Origin of the sequence: Streptomyces sp. NPDC050509, assembly GCF_044457965.1 — a bacterium.
Classification (GTDB): domain Bacteria; phylum Actinomycetota; class Actinomycetes; order Streptomycetales; family Streptomycetaceae; genus Streptomyces.
Map to the genome: position 1 here is coordinate 18,334 of NZ_JBITHL010000024.1, position 17,230 is coordinate 35,563.

General features: G+C 68.5%; 11 protein-coding genes and 1 pseudogene. 7 read left to right on the forward strand and 5 right to left on the reverse strand.

Annotation, left to right across the window (positions count from 1 at the left end; all coding sequences use genetic code 11):
• Window positions 1–317 precede the first annotated feature (317 nt).
• From ACIBJC_RS38435 to ACIBJC_RS38445, 3 genes are all read right to left on the reverse strand, one after another.
• Window positions 318–1,937: an alpha/beta hydrolase family protein gene (locus ACIBJC_RS38435; RefSeq protein WP_399301178.1), complete on the reverse strand. Its 1,620-nt coding sequence runs from the start codon at window positions 1,935–1,937 to the stop codon at window positions 318–320.
• A 419-nt stretch (window positions 1,938–2,356) separates the two neighbouring features.
• Window positions 2,357–3,685: an N-methyl-L-tryptophan oxidase gene (gene solA, locus ACIBJC_RS38440; protein WP_399301180.1), complete on the reverse strand. Its 1,329-nt coding sequence runs from the start codon at window positions 3,683–3,685 to the stop codon at window positions 2,357–2,359.
• A 155-nt stretch (window positions 3,686–3,840) separates the two neighbouring features.
• The gene (locus ACIBJC_RS38445; protein ID WP_399301236.1) at window positions 3,841–4,098 is read right to left on the reverse strand and encodes a hypothetical protein; all 258 of its coding nucleotides are present in this window, start codon (window positions 4,096–4,098) and stop codon (window positions 3,841–3,843) included.
• Between ACIBJC_RS38445 and ACIBJC_RS38450 the strand changes: the two genes are divergently transcribed.
• From ACIBJC_RS38450 to ACIBJC_RS38465, 4 genes are all read left to right on the forward strand, one after another.
• Window positions 3,985–5,145, forward strand: coding sequence for an amidohydrolase family protein (locus tag ACIBJC_RS38450; protein WP_399301224.1), 1,161 nt, complete (start codon window positions 3,985–3,987; stop codon window positions 5,143–5,145). The genes ACIBJC_RS38445 and ACIBJC_RS38450 overlap by 114 nt on opposite strands.
• A gap of 60 nt (window positions 5,146–5,205) precedes the next feature.
• Window positions 5,206–6,663, forward strand: coding sequence for an MFS transporter (locus tag ACIBJC_RS38455; protein ID WP_399301182.1), 1,458 nt, complete (start codon window positions 5,206–5,208; stop codon window positions 6,661–6,663).
• The gene (locus ACIBJC_RS38460; RefSeq protein ID WP_399301184.1) at window positions 6,660–7,586 is read left to right on the forward strand and encodes a hypothetical protein; all 927 of its coding nucleotides are present in this window, start codon (window positions 6,660–6,662) and stop codon (window positions 7,584–7,586) included. The genes ACIBJC_RS38455 and ACIBJC_RS38460 overlap by 4 nt, the downstream gene beginning before the upstream one ends.
• Window positions 7,587–7,684: 98 nt before the next feature.
• Window positions 7,685–9,868, forward strand: coding sequence for an alpha/beta fold hydrolase (locus ACIBJC_RS38465; RefSeq protein WP_399301186.1), 2,184 nt, complete (start codon window positions 7,685–7,687; stop codon window positions 9,866–9,868).
• 85 nt (window positions 9,869–9,953) lie between these two features.
• On the opposite strand, the gene ACIBJC_RS38470 is transcribed toward ACIBJC_RS38465, so the two are convergent.
• Together ACIBJC_RS38470 and ACIBJC_RS38475 are read right to left on the reverse strand one after the other, a co-directional pair.
• A complete protein-coding gene (locus ACIBJC_RS38470) occupies window positions 9,954–11,483 on the reverse strand; it encodes a helix-turn-helix domain-containing protein (RefSeq protein ID WP_399301188.1) in 1,530 nt (509 codons plus the stop codon).
• Window positions 11,484–11,658: 175 nt separating this feature from the next.
• Window positions 11,659–12,315 (reverse strand): class I SAM-dependent methyltransferase, encoded by a 657-nt coding sequence (locus ACIBJC_RS38475; RefSeq protein WP_399301190.1) that lies wholly within the window; start codon window positions 12,313–12,315, stop codon window positions 11,659–11,661.
• A 237-nt stretch (window positions 12,316–12,552) separates the two neighbouring features.
• Here ACIBJC_RS38475 and ACIBJC_RS38480 point away from each other — a divergent pair.
• The 3 genes and pseudogenes from ACIBJC_RS38480 to acnA all read left to right on the forward strand — a co-directional run.
• Window positions 12,553–12,817 (forward strand): annotated as a pseudogene (locus tag ACIBJC_RS38480) (SWIM zinc finger family protein); the annotation flags it as partial.
• Between the two features lie 374 nt (window positions 12,818–13,191).
• A complete protein-coding gene (locus ACIBJC_RS38485) occupies window positions 13,192–14,223 on the forward strand; it encodes a hypothetical protein (RefSeq protein ID WP_399301191.1) in 1,032 nt (343 codons plus the stop codon).
• 214 nt (window positions 14,224–14,437) lie between these two features.
• Window positions 14,438–17,152: an aconitate hydratase AcnA gene (gene acnA, locus ACIBJC_RS38490; protein WP_399301193.1), complete on the forward strand. Its 2,715-nt coding sequence runs from the start codon at window positions 14,438–14,440 to the stop codon at window positions 17,150–17,152.
• The last annotated feature ends 78 nt before the right edge of the window (window positions 17,153–17,230 follow it).

Consider the following 17,230-nt stretch of genomic DNA (forward strand, 5'->3'; position numbering starts at 1 on the left):
TGCGTCACATGCGCGGCGCGAGGCACGCGGCACGAGGCAGCGTGGTTCATTGGCAGGACGAAGCCCAAGAGGCGTCGATCGAACCGGAGATGCACCGCGAGGACAGGACCGCCTTCGCCCGCGCAGGGCTACCCGCGCGCGTTTTACGCTGATCGCCCTCGGCGCTTCGCCCAACTCCCTCGATGTGACACGGCACTTCGACCCAAATGCCATGGCGATCATGTCGTTGTTCAACGGAACCCGTCGAGCGGCTCGGTGGCGACGGATCGTTGACGCCGAACCCCGGCTGAGCGCCCACTACCCGGCTCTCAGCCGGGTCACGCCGGCATGTGCCGGTCGAACCACAGGGTGACGCGAGTGAGGAAGTCGGCCATGGCCGAGTAGCTCCGGATGCCGTGCCCCTCTTCGGGATAGATCACGAGGGAGGACTCGACGCCGTGAGCCGTGAGTGCCTGATGGAACTCACGCGCCTGAGCGGCAGGCGTGCACCGGTCGAGCGCGCCGGCGACGTTCAGGCACGGCGTCCGTACTCTGCTCGCCCGGAGTACGGGGCTGCGCGTGTGCGCCATCGTCCCCGGCGTCTCGGGATCCGCCATCAGGAACGCCTTGCCCCAGCCGGCGACATTGCTCGTGAACGACTGGCTGTACCAATCGGTGACGGGCGAGACAGGAACGGCCGCGGCGAAGCGCTGGTCCTGAGTGACCAGCCACGAGGACATGAATCCGCCATAGCTTCCGCCGATCAGTCCGACACGAGCGGGATCGACGAGGCCGCGGTCGACGAGGTCGTCGATGCCCGAGAGGATGTCGGCGGTGTCCCGGCCGCCCATGTCTCCTACGACCCGTTCGGCGAAGTCCTGGCCGCGTCCCCCGCTGCCGCGCGGGTTCGGGCTCAGCACCGCGTAGCCCCGCGAGACCAGCAGCGGAACCCACGGATACCGCATCGACCACGAGTCCTGGAAGGCCCACACCGGGCCGCCGTGGATGTTGACGACGAGCGGGAACGGCCCGTCGCCTTCCGGTACCGCGAGCACTCCTTCGATGCGCAGTCCGTCGGGCGCCTCCCAGGAGACGGCAGCTGACGAGCCGCAGACCGACAGCAGATAATCCGTTCCGTCGTGCCGGACGGAAGCGAGAACCTCCGCTGAGGTCTCCGAGACCCTGACGAGCTGATGTGGAAGCCGGTAAGCATCCTCGACGACGAGCGCCTCGCCCGACGACGCGAACGCGGCGTCCGGGTAACGGTAGCCCGATGAGTGGGAGGTGGACCGAAGCTCGGCCACGGCGCCGGTCTTCGCGTCATAGCGCGCCAGCACGGAGTCGAGCCCCCGCTGTCCGGCGTATCCAAGACGGTGGGGAGAGAACCATCGGGCGGCTGTGACATCCGTCCCCGCCGTGTCGACGGTCGATCTCGCGTCGGACGCGAGATCGATGACGATCAGGTCGCCGGCCATCACCTGGCGATCGCTGCATACGCCCTCCACGACGCTCGCGTACCGGCCATCCGGAGAGGCGGAGGGAAGTGCCAACTGGACCTGGCTCACCAACACATCACGATGTGACCTGTCCGAGGGATCGATGATCGCGAGCGTGGACTCGTACCACGAGTCCTCGCTCGGAGAATCGCTCCTGACGGCGAGAAGGTGATCCGGACCGCACCAGCTCGCCTCCCAGCAGTTCACACCGTCGGGTGAGGCCGGAGAGAGCGTGCCGGTGGTGACGTCGTAGATCCACAGCGTGCGCCAGGCGAACTCGGGAACACCGCTCTCCACCGTCGGGTGCCACGTCGGCAGTTCGGGATCGGTCCTCGCGGTCGTGCCGGACCCCTGGCCGCCCGGGAGATCCGCTCCGTTGCCCGCCACACCGATGAGCACACGGTCACCCGCGGGTGACCAACGCAGGTACTCGACGGTCCCGTCGACGCGCGGGGCGGCCACGGCCTCGGGCTCGGCGAGAGAGCTCAGATGAAGCTGGAACCCTTCTTCGCCGTGCGGGGCACGCAGAAACGCGAACCGTGTGCCGTCCGGCGCGAACCGCCCGCCTCGTGACGCGCCGTCCGACGGTGCTGCGGGAACGAGCGCCCCATTCCCGACGGCGAACAGCCGCGGGACAGGCACACCCTCGAGGCGGTCCAGCACCGACCCCGTGACGAGCACCTGTGAGCCGTCCGCGGACACCTCTGGCTCCGAGAGGGCATGCGGCCGTCCGAATGCAGGCGCATGCCAACACAGCAGATGGTCTTCGACCGCGGCGAACTCATCGAGCCCTTGAACGTCGTGCACGGTTCTCTCCTTGGCCGGTCTCCGCCGAAACTATCGCTCGGCGGCCCTGACAGCGCGCCGGTGGCCCGTACGGTTCAGTCCCCGGAGACGGCGGTGGGGATCGCCTCGTGATCCTGCGTGCCCAGGCGGAATGCGGGGACGAACGCGGGATCGACGATCGCGGGCCGCGTCAGGCTGAACGGCGTGATGTCGTAGGCGGTGTGGCCGCGTGTTGTGAGATCGGCGAGGATCTGTCCGACGAGGCTCGCGAACTTTCCGGCGTGCCCCGCGCCGTTGAAGACGGCGACGTGCGGATGTCCCGGAACCGTGTCCAGGACGAAGTCGCGGTCGGCAGGCATGTCGTACACGCAGGTCTTGCTCAAAAGCAGCGAACCGGCCGCCCCAGGAAGATACTTCGCGAGGAATGCCCGCAGGAGACGCGGTTCCTCGCTGTCGCCCTGGAAGACACGCTCGTCGCTGGTGATGAAGTGTCCACGCATGTCGCGCGCGATCTTGACCGCGGCCTCGCCGTAGACCGGGAACCCGTAATGGATCTCCGAGCCGTGGTGGATCCAGATCGGGAACCGGTCGGGCGTGAAGTCGGCGAGTTGAGGGGCCGAGAAGTAACCCACCTGCTCCTGCGAGAGCGTGAGGCGGAAGTTCAGCCCGAGGTCGGGCATCAGGTCACCGAGCCACGAGGCGGCGGCGACCACGAGGTTGTCGGCGTGGATCTCGCCGTCGGCCGTCGTGACGGCGATGCCGTCGTCGTGGATGTTGATCGACAACGCCTTCGTACGCGGGCGGAACTCCACGCCGTTCGCGATCGCGAGCGAGGTGTGCGCCGAGACCGACTTGCGGATGTCGAGGATTCCACCGTCGGCCTGGTAAACGCCCAGGGTGTCGTCGGAGATGCGCCACTGCGGATACCGCTCACGGATCTCGTCGGCCGTCAGATTCTCGTACTCGATCGAGGCGGCATCCATCGCCGTCTTGTACTCGTCGATCTCCGCCGCCGCGGAACTCCCGGCCGCCGCGAGGTCGATGCCGCCCGTTCGCAGGTAGAGAGGGAGACCGGAGCGTTCCTCGATCCGATCCCACGCGTCGAACATGGCGCTCGTGAGCCTCGTGTAGTCGTCGCGGTGGTACGCCCGTCGGATCAGGCGCGAGTGGTCGCCGGAGGATCCGAGCGTGTTGACGAGATCGAACTGCTCCAGGACGACGACACGTTCGGCGCCGGCCTCCGAGAGCCAGTAGGCGGCGGCCGAGCCGATCGCCCCCGCGCCGATGACGATATGCGAGTAACCCTTGCTCATGCTGCCTCCCGTTTCACGTGTCCTATGGCTACATTCGCCGGTCGGAAGTTCGTGATTCGACAACGTTCTGTGCGAGATCGGGGCGTCGTTTTCGACAGGTGTCGCATCCACTGCCGCAGGGCCGTCCACTCATGACAGATGTCGAGATCCGGCACCGCTCGTTTCGGCAGATGGCGCAGTCACCCCGCCCGCGTCTCGCAGTAGGTTCCTGATGAAGACACCGACGACGCGGATCGGCGCACCGTCGTCCGCCATCGCTCCGCAGGTCACGAGGCCCGGACGCACTGACCCGACAGGACCGAGAACATGTCGAACGAGACCACGGCAGCTGTTTTATGAGCTCGGACTACTGGATCGTCGGAGCGCGGATCATCGATGGCACGGGCCGAGATCCTGTCGACGGGTCGGCGATCCACGTCGTCGACGGGCGCATCGCGCACCTCGGCCCGGCTCCCGCCGACGTTCGGACCCTCGACGCCGGGGGACTGTCGATCACCCCCGGGCTGATCGACGCGCACGTCCATATCGGGCAGTCGAGCGATATCGGACCGAGCCTGAGGCGCGAGCTCTCGCCCGCCGAGATCGCCGCGGACATGTTCACGACGTGCGGTACCACGCTCGACGGGGGATTCACCACGGTGAGAGACGTCGGCGGCATCGATGCGGGGGTCGCCCGAGTCGTCGCGTCCGGAAAGGTCAGAGGGCCGCGGATCCTCCAGAGCGGCCCGATCCAGTGTCAGACGGGTGGTCACGGTCACCTCGCGGCGGATTGGGAGCCGACGGCTGACTGGCATGACCACGCGATCCCGGGGCTGCGTGCGCTCTCGCTGCTCTCTGACGGCCCCTCGGAGGTTCGCAAGAACGTCCGCGAAACATTCCGGCGCGGCGCGGACTTCATCAAGATGTGCGTCACCGGGGGAGTCGTGTCCACTCACGACAAACTGACCGACACGCAGTTCAGCGTCGAGGAGATCGCGGTCGCCGTCGAGGAAGCGGCTGCCCGCGGGACGTATGTGACGGTGCACGCGCACAACAACGCGGGAATCCGCAACGCCGTCCGCGCCGGGGCGAAGTGCGTCGAACACGGATCCGAGATCGACGAGGAGACGGCGACGCTCATGGCCGACCGTGGAGTGGCGCTCGTGCCCACTCTCTCGGTCGTGAAGGCGCTGCTCGAAGACTCCACGGAGGCAGGGCTCCCGGCCGGGACGAAGGAGCGGGTCGGACCGGTCCTCGACGGGCAGATCTCCGCTCTGAAGATCGCGCGGGCGGTGGGCGTCAAGGTCGGCGTGGGCTCTGACCTCATCGGGCCCCGCCAGCGGCTTCGCGGTCGGGAGATCACGCTTCGCAGCAAGATCGAGACACCGATGCCGGCTCTGGTCGCCGCAACACGCGTCAACGCGGAGATCCTCCGCCTCGACCACGAGATCGGCACCATCGCGGTCGGCAAGCTCGCGGATCTGACGGTGTGGTCGACCGACCCCCTGGCGGATCCGGACGTGTTCGGCGATCCCGAACAGGTCGAGTTCGTCATCAAGGGCGGCGAGGTCGTGAAGGATGCGCGTCGCTGATCGAGCGCGCGAGGGCAGACCTGACACGTCTTCCGAGGACAGAAGCTAAGGAAACCACCGATGTTGCACCGTCTCGATCCGAAGCGCGGCCGGAAGGCCGCGGCCAACGCGCCCGGATCCGCCCAGCCCCTCCGCCGCGGTCTCTTGACCGCGTTCACGCTGCCGACGCTGATTCTCGGCGTCATGCACGGCCCGGAGGGCCTCATTCAGGGCGTCTACGCGAAGCACGCCGGCATCTCGCTCGGTGCGCTGGCGGCGGCGATGCTGCTGACGAAGATGTTCGACGCGCTCACCTACCCGCTCGTCGGATACTTCTCCGACCGCACGTACGCGCGCACCGGCACCCGACGGTCGTGGAGCATCGCGGGCGCCGTCGCGTCGGTCGTCGGGATCTGGTTCCTGTTCCGTCCGCCGCAGGAGGCGACGGTCGGCTACTTCGGGATCTGGATGGCCGTGACCTACCTCGGCTGGAAGATGATCGAGATACCTCTTCAGGCCTGGAGCTATGGGCTCTCCGCCGACCACAAGCAACGCGGTCGGGTGCAGGCATGGCGCGGCATGGCGCAGGTCGTCGGCCAACTCCTGTTCTTCATCATGCCCTTCCTCGCACTGCGGTGGGGTGTCTCGGACAGCACAGAGGTCGACTTCCGTAGTCTCGGCATGGTCGCGACGATCTGCGCGGTGGCGCTCCCCGTCGCGATCGGAATCCTCATCGTCCGAGTGCCCGCCCGCGCCGCAGTGCCCCTGGACGCGCCGGAAGCCGTCGGGCCACGATTCCGGGTGAGGGAGACGTTCGTCGCGGTGCGGGGCAATCCCCCGTTGCTGCGACTGCTCGCGGCGTTCCTGCCGGTGAACCTGCTGGCGGGCATGAGCACCGGTCTCGCCTACCTCTACATAGACACCTACCTCGGCCTGAGCGCCGAGCTACCGGGCATCATGGCCACCGCGCTGCTGGCGAGCGTGGTGGGGATCCCGCTCTGGACGGTGCTGTCCGTGCGGTTCGAGCGTCATCGGGTCTGGGCGTGCGCGCTGATCCTCGGTGCCCTGGCATGCGGCACGTTCGCGCTCGTGCGGCCGGGGTCGGGTGCGCTCCTCGCGTGCTTCATCCTGTTCCCGGTGATCACCTTGGTGCTCACCGGTTCCGTCATCGTCTACACGATGTCGGCGGACATCGTCGACTACGGCCGGCTCCACACCGGCCAGGACCACGGCGGGCTGTACGGGTCGATGTTCGCGTTCCTGCAGAAGTCGCTCATGGGCGTCGCGGGGGCCCTTGGGCTCGCACTGGTCGGCGCCTTCGGGTTCGACGCCACAGCCGCCGTGCAGACCATGCCCGCGGTCATCGGCATCAAGGTCGCGTTCGCGATCGCACCCGCTCTCGGGTTCCTGGGTGCCGCCGCCATCATCTGGAACTATCCGCTCGACAAGCGGAGTATCGACGAGATGCAGGCAGCGCTCGCAGTGCGAGCCGAGATGTCCGAGGCGCCCGACGCCCCGAAAATGGATGACGGATCATGACCAACGCTGAATCGGGCGAAGAACGCGCTGCGCAGGGCATACCCCTGATCGATCCCGCCCCCCGGTCGATGACTTTGGCGGATGGCAGGCGCGTGACGTGGCAGGAATTCGGTGCGCCCGGCGGAAGGCCGGCGCTCTATTTCCACGGCGCGGGCGCGACGAGTCTGGAAGCCGGGATCTTCCACCGTGAGGCGGTGAGCCATGACGTGCGTCTGATCGCCGTGAACCGGCCGGGCGCCGCCGGCTCCAGCCTCTGCGCCGGACGACGGGTGGCGGACTACTCGCTCGACCTCGTCGAAGTGCTCGATGAGCTTCAGGTCGACCGGTTCGCATGCTTCGGCGAATCCAACGGCGGGATGATGACGATGGCCGCGGCGGCGACCATGGGCGCGCGGGTCCTGGGTGCCGCACCCATCAACCCCACGGTGCCCTGGTTCGATCCGGTGGCTCGGAGCGTGTCGTCCTCGTCGGCGGCGATCGGCTACCGATTCATCAAGTACCTCCCGAGGGCGGTCGCCGCGTTGGACGCGAGCGCCGCCGCACGCCGAGGCACGCGGAAGCCGTCGCCCGCTCCGCCCCGACAGCCGCACGATCGGGCAGACCTCGAGGGACCGCCTCCTGGAATCGAGAAGGATGTCGGCGAGTTCCAGCTGCGCGTGATGACGGAGCGGGCCGGAAAGCACGCGCTTCTCGCGGAGATGACGTGGGCGAGTACGGACTGGGGATTCGACCCGTACTCGATCCCGGTCCCTCTGGACTTCTTCTGCGGCGTGCATGACGCTCAGGCTCCGTTCGCGCTCATCCTCACGGACCGCAATCCGGATGCGCGCTTCCACCACTTCTCCTTCGGGCACAGCGGGTACGCGCATCCGGATGCCCGGTGCCGGATCCTCGAGACAGTGGCCGGCTACTTCGGGTCGTGAGCCGACGGGAGAGCGCTCGACAGTTGTAGCGTTCGGCGTGCGGATGTTCCTACGGGGGACGGACGTCTGCGATCCCGGCACTCGATAGCGTCGGGGCCATGTTGACGATGCTCGAGCGCTACCGGCATGCGGCCGCTCTCGCCCCCGGAAAGCTCACGTCTCTCATGCGCAACCGGCGCGTGGACCCGGTGTGGACAGGCGACGGCGATGACTTCTGGTATCGACGGGAGACACACGGCGACGAGCAGTTCGTGCGTGTCGACCCGGGGGCGGGGACGAGAAGGACGGCCGGGAGTCTTGCCGAGCTCGGCATCCACAGCGAATCCACGGTGGTTCCCCCGGGAGTGCTGCTCGGTCCGGACGGCCGCGGGCTACGGCGTCGCGATCACAACCTGTGGCTGGTCGACGGCGAGCGCGAGACGCAGATCACCTTCGACGGGGAACCGGATTTCGCGTGGGGTGCGCTGTCCGCCGACAACAACATGGTCGTACCCTTCCGGCGGATGGGGCTCGACCTGCCTCCGGTCGGCACAGTCCATTCGCCGTCCGGTCGCCGTGTCATCACCATGCGACCCGACGAACGACGCATGGCGACCAAGCACATGGTCGAGAACCTTCCCCCGTCGGGGGCGGCGCGGCCGCAGGTTCACGAATGGAAGGTTCAGCTTGAGGACGAGGGCGCTCCGCCTCCCCCCGAATGTCGTGTGATCGATCTGGACACGGGCAAGTGGGTGTCCGTGGACGCCGGGGACGGACTCGTGTCGCAGCTGATGGTCAACGGCAGCAGTGAGATCACCTGGTCCGCCGATGAGGCGCATCTTTACCTCTTGCATCACCGGCAGGGTGGATCCCGTGCGGCCATCGTCGAGATCGACGCCGCCACCGGCGAACGTCGCGATGCCGTGGTGCTCGACGAGGGGCCGCTGTACGAGCCGAACCAGTTCCTCTACAACCTGCCGCTCGTCCGCGTGCTTCCCGACAGCGGAGAGGCGCTGCTGTTCTCGCAAGGTGACGGGTGGGGCCACCTCTATCTCCATGACCTCACGACCGGTGAGCGCAAGAACCGCATCACCGATGGTGACATCGTCGTGCGCGACATCCTGCACCTCGATACCGAGCGCCGCGAGATCACCTATCTGGCGGGGACGTCGTCGGACGGCGGCAATCCTTACTGGCGCCGGCTCTACCGCGTCGGCCTCGACGGCGGTACGCAGCGCCTGTTGACCCCCGAGCCGGCCGACCACGATCTCGTGGCGCCGGAGCCGCAGTTCTTCCACCTGGTCTTCGGACAGGGAAAGCCACCCGTTCAGAGCATCAGCCCGAGCGGCCGTTTCTTCATCGATCATCAGTCGACCGTCAGTGATCCGCCTGTCATCCTGTTGCGCGATGCGGAGAATGACGGTCGCATCGTGTTCGAGCTCGAGCGCACCGACGTCGGCCCCCTGCTCGACGCCGGGTACGTGGTGCCGCAAGCGTTCTGCGTCAAGGCGGACGACGGCGTCACCGATCTCTGGGGTGTGCTGTCCCTGCCGCGGCATCCGTTCGACGCACGCAGCATCCCGATCATCGAGGACGTGTACGCCGGCTATCAGACAACTCACTCCCCGCACGCATTCGTCGGCGGCAGCAAGATGGCCGCCCGACAGATTCACCTTCCCGCCTACAACGCACTGGGCTTCGCCACTGTCATGCTCGATGCGCGAGGCACCCCCGGTCGCGACCGCACATTCCGGCAATGGACCTTCCAGCACTTCCACACCGGCCGCGGTCTCGAGGACCACGTGACAGCGATCACGGCGTTGGCCGACGAACACCCGCAGCTGGACCTCAGCAGAGTCGGCGTCGTCGGGCACTCCTACGGCGGGTACAACGCAGCGAGGATGATTCTGATGTTCCCGGACTTCTACCGGGCGGCGGTGAGCAGTGCCGGCGTCCACGATCCCCGGAAGATGCCGTTCGGCAGATGGGACTGGCACCTCGGTGGGGAGGTCGATCGTGAGAGCGACGCCTATCTCGGACTCGGCAACGTACAACTCGCTGATCGGCTCGTGGGCGACCTGCTCATCATGTGCGGAGAGATCGACGAGAACGCCACGGTCGATCACTCGTACGCCCTGGCGGATGCGCTGATCCGCGTGGGCAAGAGGTTCGACTTCAAGATCCGGCCCGGCGTGGACCATTACCGGATGGGCCCCTATCAGTCCATGAACATCTGGGACCACTTCGTGCGAAGCCTGTACGACGAGAAGCCGCCGCGCGATTTCGTTCCGGAGCAAGGCTGAGCGCGGGTGTGTCCATTCAGATGCCGCCGCACCCCGCCTGACCTGCTCAATAGCAGGTCAGGCGGGGTGCGGCGGCATCCGCGTATCAGATGTCGCGGAAGATCTCGATCTGCGCGCCCACCGAGTTGAGCCGCTCCGCCAGGTCCTCGTACCCCCGGTTGATGACATACACGTTGCGCAGTACGGACGTGCCCTCCGCCGCCATCATCGCCAGCAGGACCACCACCGCGGGCCGCAGCGCGGGCGGGCACATCATCTCGGCGGCGCGCCAGCGGGTCGGGCCCTCCACCAGGACGCGGTGGGGGTCGAGGAGTTGGAGACGGCCGCCGAGGCGGTTGAGGTCCGTGAGGTAGATGGCGCGGTTGTCGTAGACCCAGTCGTGGATCAGTGTCTGGCCCTGGGCGACCGCCGCGATGGCCGCGAAGAACGGCACGTTGTCGATGTTCAGGCCGGGGAACGGCATCGGGTGGATCTTGTCGATCGGCGCCTCCAGCTTCGAGGGCCGTACGGTCAGATCCACCAGCCGGGTACGGCCGTTGTCGGCGCAGTACTCGGTCGTACGGTCGTGGTCGAGACCCATCTCCTCCAGCACCGCCAGCTCGATCTCCAGGAACTCGATCGGGACGCGGCGGATCGTGAGCTGGGACTCGGTGACCACGGCGGCGGCGATCAGGCTCATCGCCTCGACCGGGTCCTCGGAGGGGGAGTAGTCCACGTCCACGTCGATGGAGGGCACACCGTGGACGGTCAGTGTGGTCGTGCCGATGCCGTCGACCCGTACGCCCAGCGCCTCCAGGAAGAAACAGAGGTCCTGGACCATGTAGTTGGACGAGGCGTTGCGGATGACGGTCGAGCCGTCGTGGCGCGCGGCGGCCAGCAGGGCGTTCTCGGTGACGGTGTCCCCGCGCTCGGTCAGGACGATCGGGCGGTCCGGTGAGACGGAGTGGTCCACCTGGGCGTGGTACAGCCCCTCGGTCGCCGCGATGTCGAGACCGAAGCGGCGCAGCGCGATCATGTGCGGCTCGATCGTGCGCGTACCGAGGTCGCAGCCGCCCGCGTACGGCAGCCGGAAGGCGTCCATCCGGTGCAGCAGCGGGCCGAGGAACATGATGATCGAGCGGGTGCGGCGGGCCGCCTCCGCGTCGATGGCCTCCATGTCCAGCTCGGCGGGCGGCACGATCTCCAGGTCCACGCCGTCGTTGATCCAGCGGGTGCGGACGCCGATGGAGTTCAGCACCTCCAGCAGCCGGAAGACCTCCTCGATGCGCGCCACCCGGCGCAGCACCGTACGTCCCTTGTTGAGCAGCGAGCCGCAGAGCAGCGCCACACACGCGTTCTTGCTCGTCTTGACGTCGATGGCTCCGGAGAGCCGCCGCCCGCCGACCACCCGCAGATGCATCGGGCCCGCGTACCCGAGGGACACGATCTCGCTGTCGAGTGCCTCGCCGATGCGCGCGATCATCTCAAGGCTGATGTTCTGGTTGCCGCGCTCGATGCGATTCACAGCGCTCTGGCTTGTGGCCAATGCGTCGGCGAGTTGGCTCTGTGTCCACCCCCGGTGCTGCCGGGCGTCACGGATGAGCTTGCCGATGCGTACGAGGTAGTCGTCTGCCATGGCGACAGGTTATCTCACCTGTGAGATAACGGCTCTCCTGGGGTGGGCTGTCGGAGTGTCACCCAACTCATCGTGCGGTCGGCCGCACGATGAGGCCACCGGGGTACGGCCGTACGGGTGACCGAGCGGGGCGGCACCGGTCGTGGACAAGAGCGTTGCCCCGGGGCGAGGCCGCTCAGCGGTGCTGCCATACGAGCGTGTAGCGCCAGAACAGCCTGCGCCGCAGTCGGGCGCCGGGCAGGACCGCACGGGCCTCGCGGACGATGTCGGGGAAGCTCATCTCCGCCGGCCGGGTCGCGGCCGTCATCGAGACCGGACGCGGTGCGGTGCGGCCCCTGTTCCTGAACCAGCCCGTGGCGGCGTTGAGCGGTGCGGCCACGGTTCCGAGCAGGTGGTCGCCGGGCGTCGTCGGGCGCGACAGCCCGAGCACCACGAGGGTTCCGCCGGGCGCCAGATGGCGGCGGAAGGCGCTGAGGGCGTCGGCGAACGGCAGGTGGTGGATCGTGGCGACGCACGTGATGACGTCGTAGGAGGCCCCGGGGATCCCGGTCGGCGCGTCCGCGGTCGTGAAGGTGACGGGGGTCGCCGCAGGGGTCAGTTCCCGTGCCCGGGCGGTGATCCGCGGGTCGGAGTCGATGCCGTGCACCGTGCCCGCGCGCGTGGCCAGGAGCCTGGCCAGGTCGCCGGTGCCGGAGCCGATGTCCAGGGCGCTGCCGAAGCGCCGGGGGAGCTGCCGCAGGATCCAGGGGTGGTAGTGGGCGTTGTGGTCCCACGGGTGGGCGGCATTGAACCGCTCAAGGGCCACGAGGAGGCGGTGCGGCAGCGTCGTCATATCGTCACTCCGTCAGGATTCTCGTACCCGCCGACGAAGGTGTGCGTACGGGGTGTACGTGGGCAAGCCCCTGGATTCGTGGAGCCGTTCGGGCGCCATGCTGCCGGACGGCTCCCGGCCGGGCAACGGAGGATCGTACGGAGGCGAGCGGCTCACGCGGCCCGATGTCAGTCCTCGGTCGTAGCGTGTGCGTGTGACCCAACGCGTGCGGAGCTACTCCTACATGCGCCCTCCGGCGTGCGCGATTCCACGGCCGGGCGCCGTCTCGCCCTGGAGACGTCCGGCGGTGCCTCCCCGGCCGGGGAGGCGGCCAACCCCCGCTTCTTCAGCGGGTTCCTGACCGCGCCGGCCGCCGCGGCGACGGCGCTGCTCGCGGTCGCCGCGGCGGCCGGCGCCCGCTACCACCGGGTCGAGCGCCGGGGGTTCGCTCGACCCGGTGGTGACGGCCGACGGCGACCGGCTGCGACTGGAGTCCTCCTCCGGATGCTGCGGCGCCTATGCCGGGCACCTCGGCTCCGACGACGGGCAGCGGCTGGCACAGTGGCTGCGCGAGGGCGGTCTGCCGCACTGGGACTCCCTGCCCTATGTCTGGGACGAGAGCCACCTGCGCCCCGAGCCGGCCCCCGGCCTCCCGCTCCTCCCGTTCGTCGCGCGCACCGGATCGAGCCAGGTGGCGAAGAACGCGAGACCTCTTGCGCGACGTACTCGGCTGAGCGCGCGAGCGGTGCGAGCGGTCGGTCGGCTGAGCCCCGGACCCGTGTGTCCTCCTGGACCACCGGCCGTGCCGCCCCGGCCGGGCACGTCCGGAGAACCGTTGGCGGTCCGCCCGGCGTCCCTTCCGGGAACGGAACCGGAACGTACAGAAGGCTCGACCACATGCGTACACAGCACGACCCCACGGTGCGACCGACGAGCGGGATCCCGCGACGCGGCCCGGCCGCCACGACCTTCGCCGTCCTGCGGCTCCACCGGGGCGTTCTGGCAGGTGCGACGGTACGCATCGTCGGCCTGTCCGGACTGGCCTGGCTGCTGATGACGGCCGCGATATTCGCGCTCGCCTGGCCCGTCTTCACCCGGATGCGGAACCAACGCATCTGGTACCACCACATCGAGGACCCCTATCTGCACGACCGCACCGGCCTGGTACTGGTCGCCCTCGGTACTCTCCCGCTCTTCCTGCTTCTCCTCGGCACCGGCGGCGCGGCCCTGCAGACCGTGTGCTCGCGGGCGGTCGCGGCGGGGTCCCGCGCGCCCTCGCACGGGGACCGGTCATGTGCCACGGCCCCCGCGCGGCTGCGATCGGTGCTCGCCGTGTACACGCTGCGCGGCCTGATCGTCTGGCCCCTGCCGCTGCTCGTCGCCTACGTGGCGGACAGCCTCACCGGCCTCCATCTCGACACCGAGGAGCAGCTTCTGGAACGCGGATCGTGGCCCCACACACTCATCGAGGTCTCCCCGGCGGTGGCCGCGTTCGCCGCCGTGCTGCTGCGCCTCGCGCTGGCCCTCGCCCCGGCCGCCGCGGCCGAAGGCCTCGGCCCCCGCGCGGCTCTGCGCCGTTCCTGGTCACTGACGCGGACGCGCGCCGGAGCGGCCGGCGTCCTCGTCCTCGCGCTCCCGCTGGCCGTGCTCACCGCTGGGGTGCTCCGGCTGGTGGTGCAGCTCGCCCTGCCGCTGCGGCCCCTCGTGCGAACCCTCCTCGAACAGGCCACGGGTAACTTCTTCGCCGCGTACTACGCCGGCATCCTCGCTCCCGTCATCGTCGGCATCCTGGTCACCGCGGCCGTGACTCTCCCGGTCACGTTCACGGCCTTCGCGGCCCTCCAGGACCGGCTGCGGTCGCCCCGTACCTCTCCCCGGGGCGCCGGGGGCGCCGTGGGCGGGCGGGACACGGCGGACTCCGTCACCTGACGCGCGGCCGTCGATGACACAGCACGACCGGGCCTGGGCATGACCGAGCAGCGGTCATGTACTAGAGTTATCTCGACATCGAGATATCTGCCCGAAGGCGTACAGCGGCCGCCAATCGGTAAGGGTTACCTAACTAAGCCTTACCTTAGCGGATCGGTGAGGAGCCGTGGCGGCAGCATGACGTAGTACGTGCACATTGATGAAGGAGACTGTCGTGTCGGCGAACAGCTTCGACGCCCGCAGCACGCTGCGCGTGGGCGACGAGTCGTACGAGATCTTCAAGCTGGACAAGGTCGAGGGCTCCGCACGCCTGCCTTACAGCCTGAAGGTGCTGCTGGAGAACCTGCTCCGTACCGAGGACGGCGCGAACATCACCGCCGATCACATCCGCTCCGTCGGCTCCTGGGACTCCCAGGCGCAGCCGAGCCAGGAGATCCAGTTCACGCCGGCCCGCGTGATCATGCAGGACTTCACCGGGGTGCCCTGTGTGGTGGACCTCGCCACCATGCGTGAGGCCGTGAAGGAGCTGGGCGGCGACCCGGCGAAGATCAACCCGCTGGCGCCGGCCGAGCTGGTCATCGACCACTCCGTCATCGCCGACAAGTTCGGTACGCACGAGGCGTTCGCGCAGAACGTCGAGCTGGAGTACGGCCGCAACCGCGAGCGCTACCAGTTCCTGCGCTGGGGCCAGACCGCCTTCGACGAGTTCAAGGTCGTCCCGCCGGGCACCGGCATCGTGCACCAGGTCAACATCGAGCACCTGGCCCGTACGGTCATGGTCCGTAACGGCCAGGCGTACCCCGACACCCTCGTCGGCACCGACTCGCACACCACCATGGTCAACGGCCTGGGCGTGCTGGGCTGGGGCGTCGGCGGCATCGAGGCCGAGGCCGCGATGCTCGGCCAGCCCGTCTCGATGCTCATCCCGCGCGTCGTCGGCTTCAAGCTGACCGGTGAGCTGCCCGCCGGCACCACCGCCACCGACCTGGTCCTCACGATCACCGAGATGCTGCGCAAGCACGGCGTCGTCGGCAAGTTCGTCGAGTTCTACGGGGAGGGCGTCGCCGCCACCTCCCTCGCCAACCGCGCCACCATCGGCAACATGTCGCCGGAGTTCGGCTCCACCGCCGCGATCTTCCCGATCGACGACGAGACGCTGAAGTACCTCCGCCTGACCGGCCGGGACGAGCAGCAGGTCGCCCTCGTCGAGGCGTACGCGAAGGAGCAGGGCCTCTGGCTCGACCCGGCCGCCGAGCCCGACTTCTCGGAGAAGCTGGAGCTGGACCTCTCCACGGTCGTCCCCTCCATCGCGGGCCCGAAGCGACCCCAGGACCGCATCATCCTGGCCGAGGCCAAGGCGAAGTTCGCCGAGGACGTACGCAACTACGTCTCCGAGGACGAGGAGGCGGGCAAGGAGTCCTTCCCGGCCTCCGACGCCCCGGCCTCCGCCAACGGTGTGCCGACACGCCCGACCCTGGTCACCGCCCCCGACGGCTCGACGTACGAGATCGACCACGGCGCCGTCACCGTCGCCGCGATCACCTCCTGCACCAACACGTCGAACCCGTACGTGATGGTGGCCGCCGCGCTCGTCGCGAAGAAGGCGGTGGAGAAGGGCCTCAGCCGCAAGCCGTGGGTCAAGACCACCCTCGCCCCCGGCTCGAAGGTCGTCACCGACTACTTCGACAAGGCGGGCCTCACCCCGTACCTCGACAAGGTCGGCTTCAACCTCGTCGGTTACGGCTGCACCACCTGCATCGGCAACTCGGGCCCGCTGCCCGAGGAGGTCTCCAAGGCGGTCAACGAGCACGACCTCGCGGTCACCTCGGTGCTCTCCGGCAACCGTAACTTCGAGGGCCGGATCAACCCCGACGTCAAGATGAACTACCTGGCGTCCCCGCCGCTCGTCGTCGCGTACGCCCTCGCCGGGTCGATGAAGGTGGACATCACCAAGGACGCCCTGGGCACCGACCAGGACGGCAAGCCGGTCTACCTCCAGGACATCTGGCCCACCGAGGCCGAGGTCAACGACGTCGTGGCCAACGCCATCGGCGAGGACATGTTCAACAAGTCCTACGCCGACGTCTTCGCGGGCGACGCGCAGTGGCAGGCGCTGCCGATCCCCACCGGCAACACCTTCGAGTGGGACCCGCAGTCCACCTACGTCCGTAAGCCCCCGTACTTCGAGGGCATGACGATGGAGACCACGCCGGTCGCGGACATCTCCGGCGCGCGCGTGCTGGCCAAGCTGGGCGACTCGGTCACCACCGACCACATCTCCCCGGCCGGCGCGATCAAGGCCGACACCCCGGCCGGCACGTACCTGACGGAGCACGGCGTCGAGCGCCGCGACTTCAACTCGTACGGTTCCCGGCGCGGCAACCACGAGGTCATGATCCGCGGCACGTTCGCCAACATCCGCCTGCGCAACCAGATCGCGCCGGGCACGGAGGGCGGCTACACCCGCGACTTCACGGTGGATGATGCCCCGGTCTCGTTCATCTACGACGCCTCGCGCAACTACATCGAGCAGTCCATCCCGCTCGTCGTCCTGGCGGGCAAGGAGTACGGCTCGGGCTCGTCCCGCGACTGGGCCGCCAAGGGCACCGCGCTGCTCGGCGTGAAGGCCGTCATCGCCGAGTCGTACGAGCGCATCCACCGCTCGAACCTGATCGGCATGGGCGTGCTCCCGCTCCAGTACCCGGAGGGCGCCTCGGCGCAGTCCCTGGGCCTGACGGGCGAGGAGACCTTCTCCTTCACCGGCGTCACGGAGCTGAACAACGGCACCACCCCGCGCACGGTCAAGGTGACCACGGACACCGGCGTGGAGTTCGACGCGGTGGTCCGCATCGACACCCCGGGTGAGGCGGACTACTACCGCAACGGCGGCATCATGCAGTACGTGCTGCGCAGCCTGATCCGCAAGTAGGCCCCCGCGGCTCGCGCCGCCACTCGACCAGGGCCGTGCCCCGTACGTTCGCGTACAGGGCACGGCCCTCGGCGTTGG

Coding starts and splice junctions, on each gene's coding strand:
- ACIBJC_RS38455 (WP_399301182.1), top strand. CDS start 5,206: ATGTTGCACCGTCTCGATCCGAAGCGCGGCCGGAAGGCCGCGGCCAAC.
- ACIBJC_RS38460 (WP_399301184.1), top strand. CDS start 6,660: ATGACCAACGCTGAATCGGGCGAAGAACGCGCTGCGCAGGGCATACCC.
- ACIBJC_RS38485 (WP_399301191.1), top strand. CDS start 13,192: ATGCGTACACAGCACGACCCCACGGTGCGACCGACGAGCGGGATCCCG.
- ACIBJC_RS38475 (WP_399301190.1), bottom strand. CDS start 12,315: ATGACGACGCTGCCGCACCGCCTCCTCGTGGCCCTTGAGCGGTTCAAT.
- ACIBJC_RS38465 (WP_399301186.1), top strand. CDS start 7,685: ATGTTGACGATGCTCGAGCGCTACCGGCATGCGGCCGCTCTCGCCCCC.
- ACIBJC_RS38445 (WP_399301236.1), bottom strand. CDS start 4,098: ATGGACGTGCGCGTCGATCAGCCCGGGGGTGATCGACAGTCCCCCGGC.
- ACIBJC_RS38470 (WP_399301188.1), bottom strand. CDS start 11,483: ATGGCAGACGACTACCTCGTACGCATCGGCAAGCTCATCCGTGACGCC.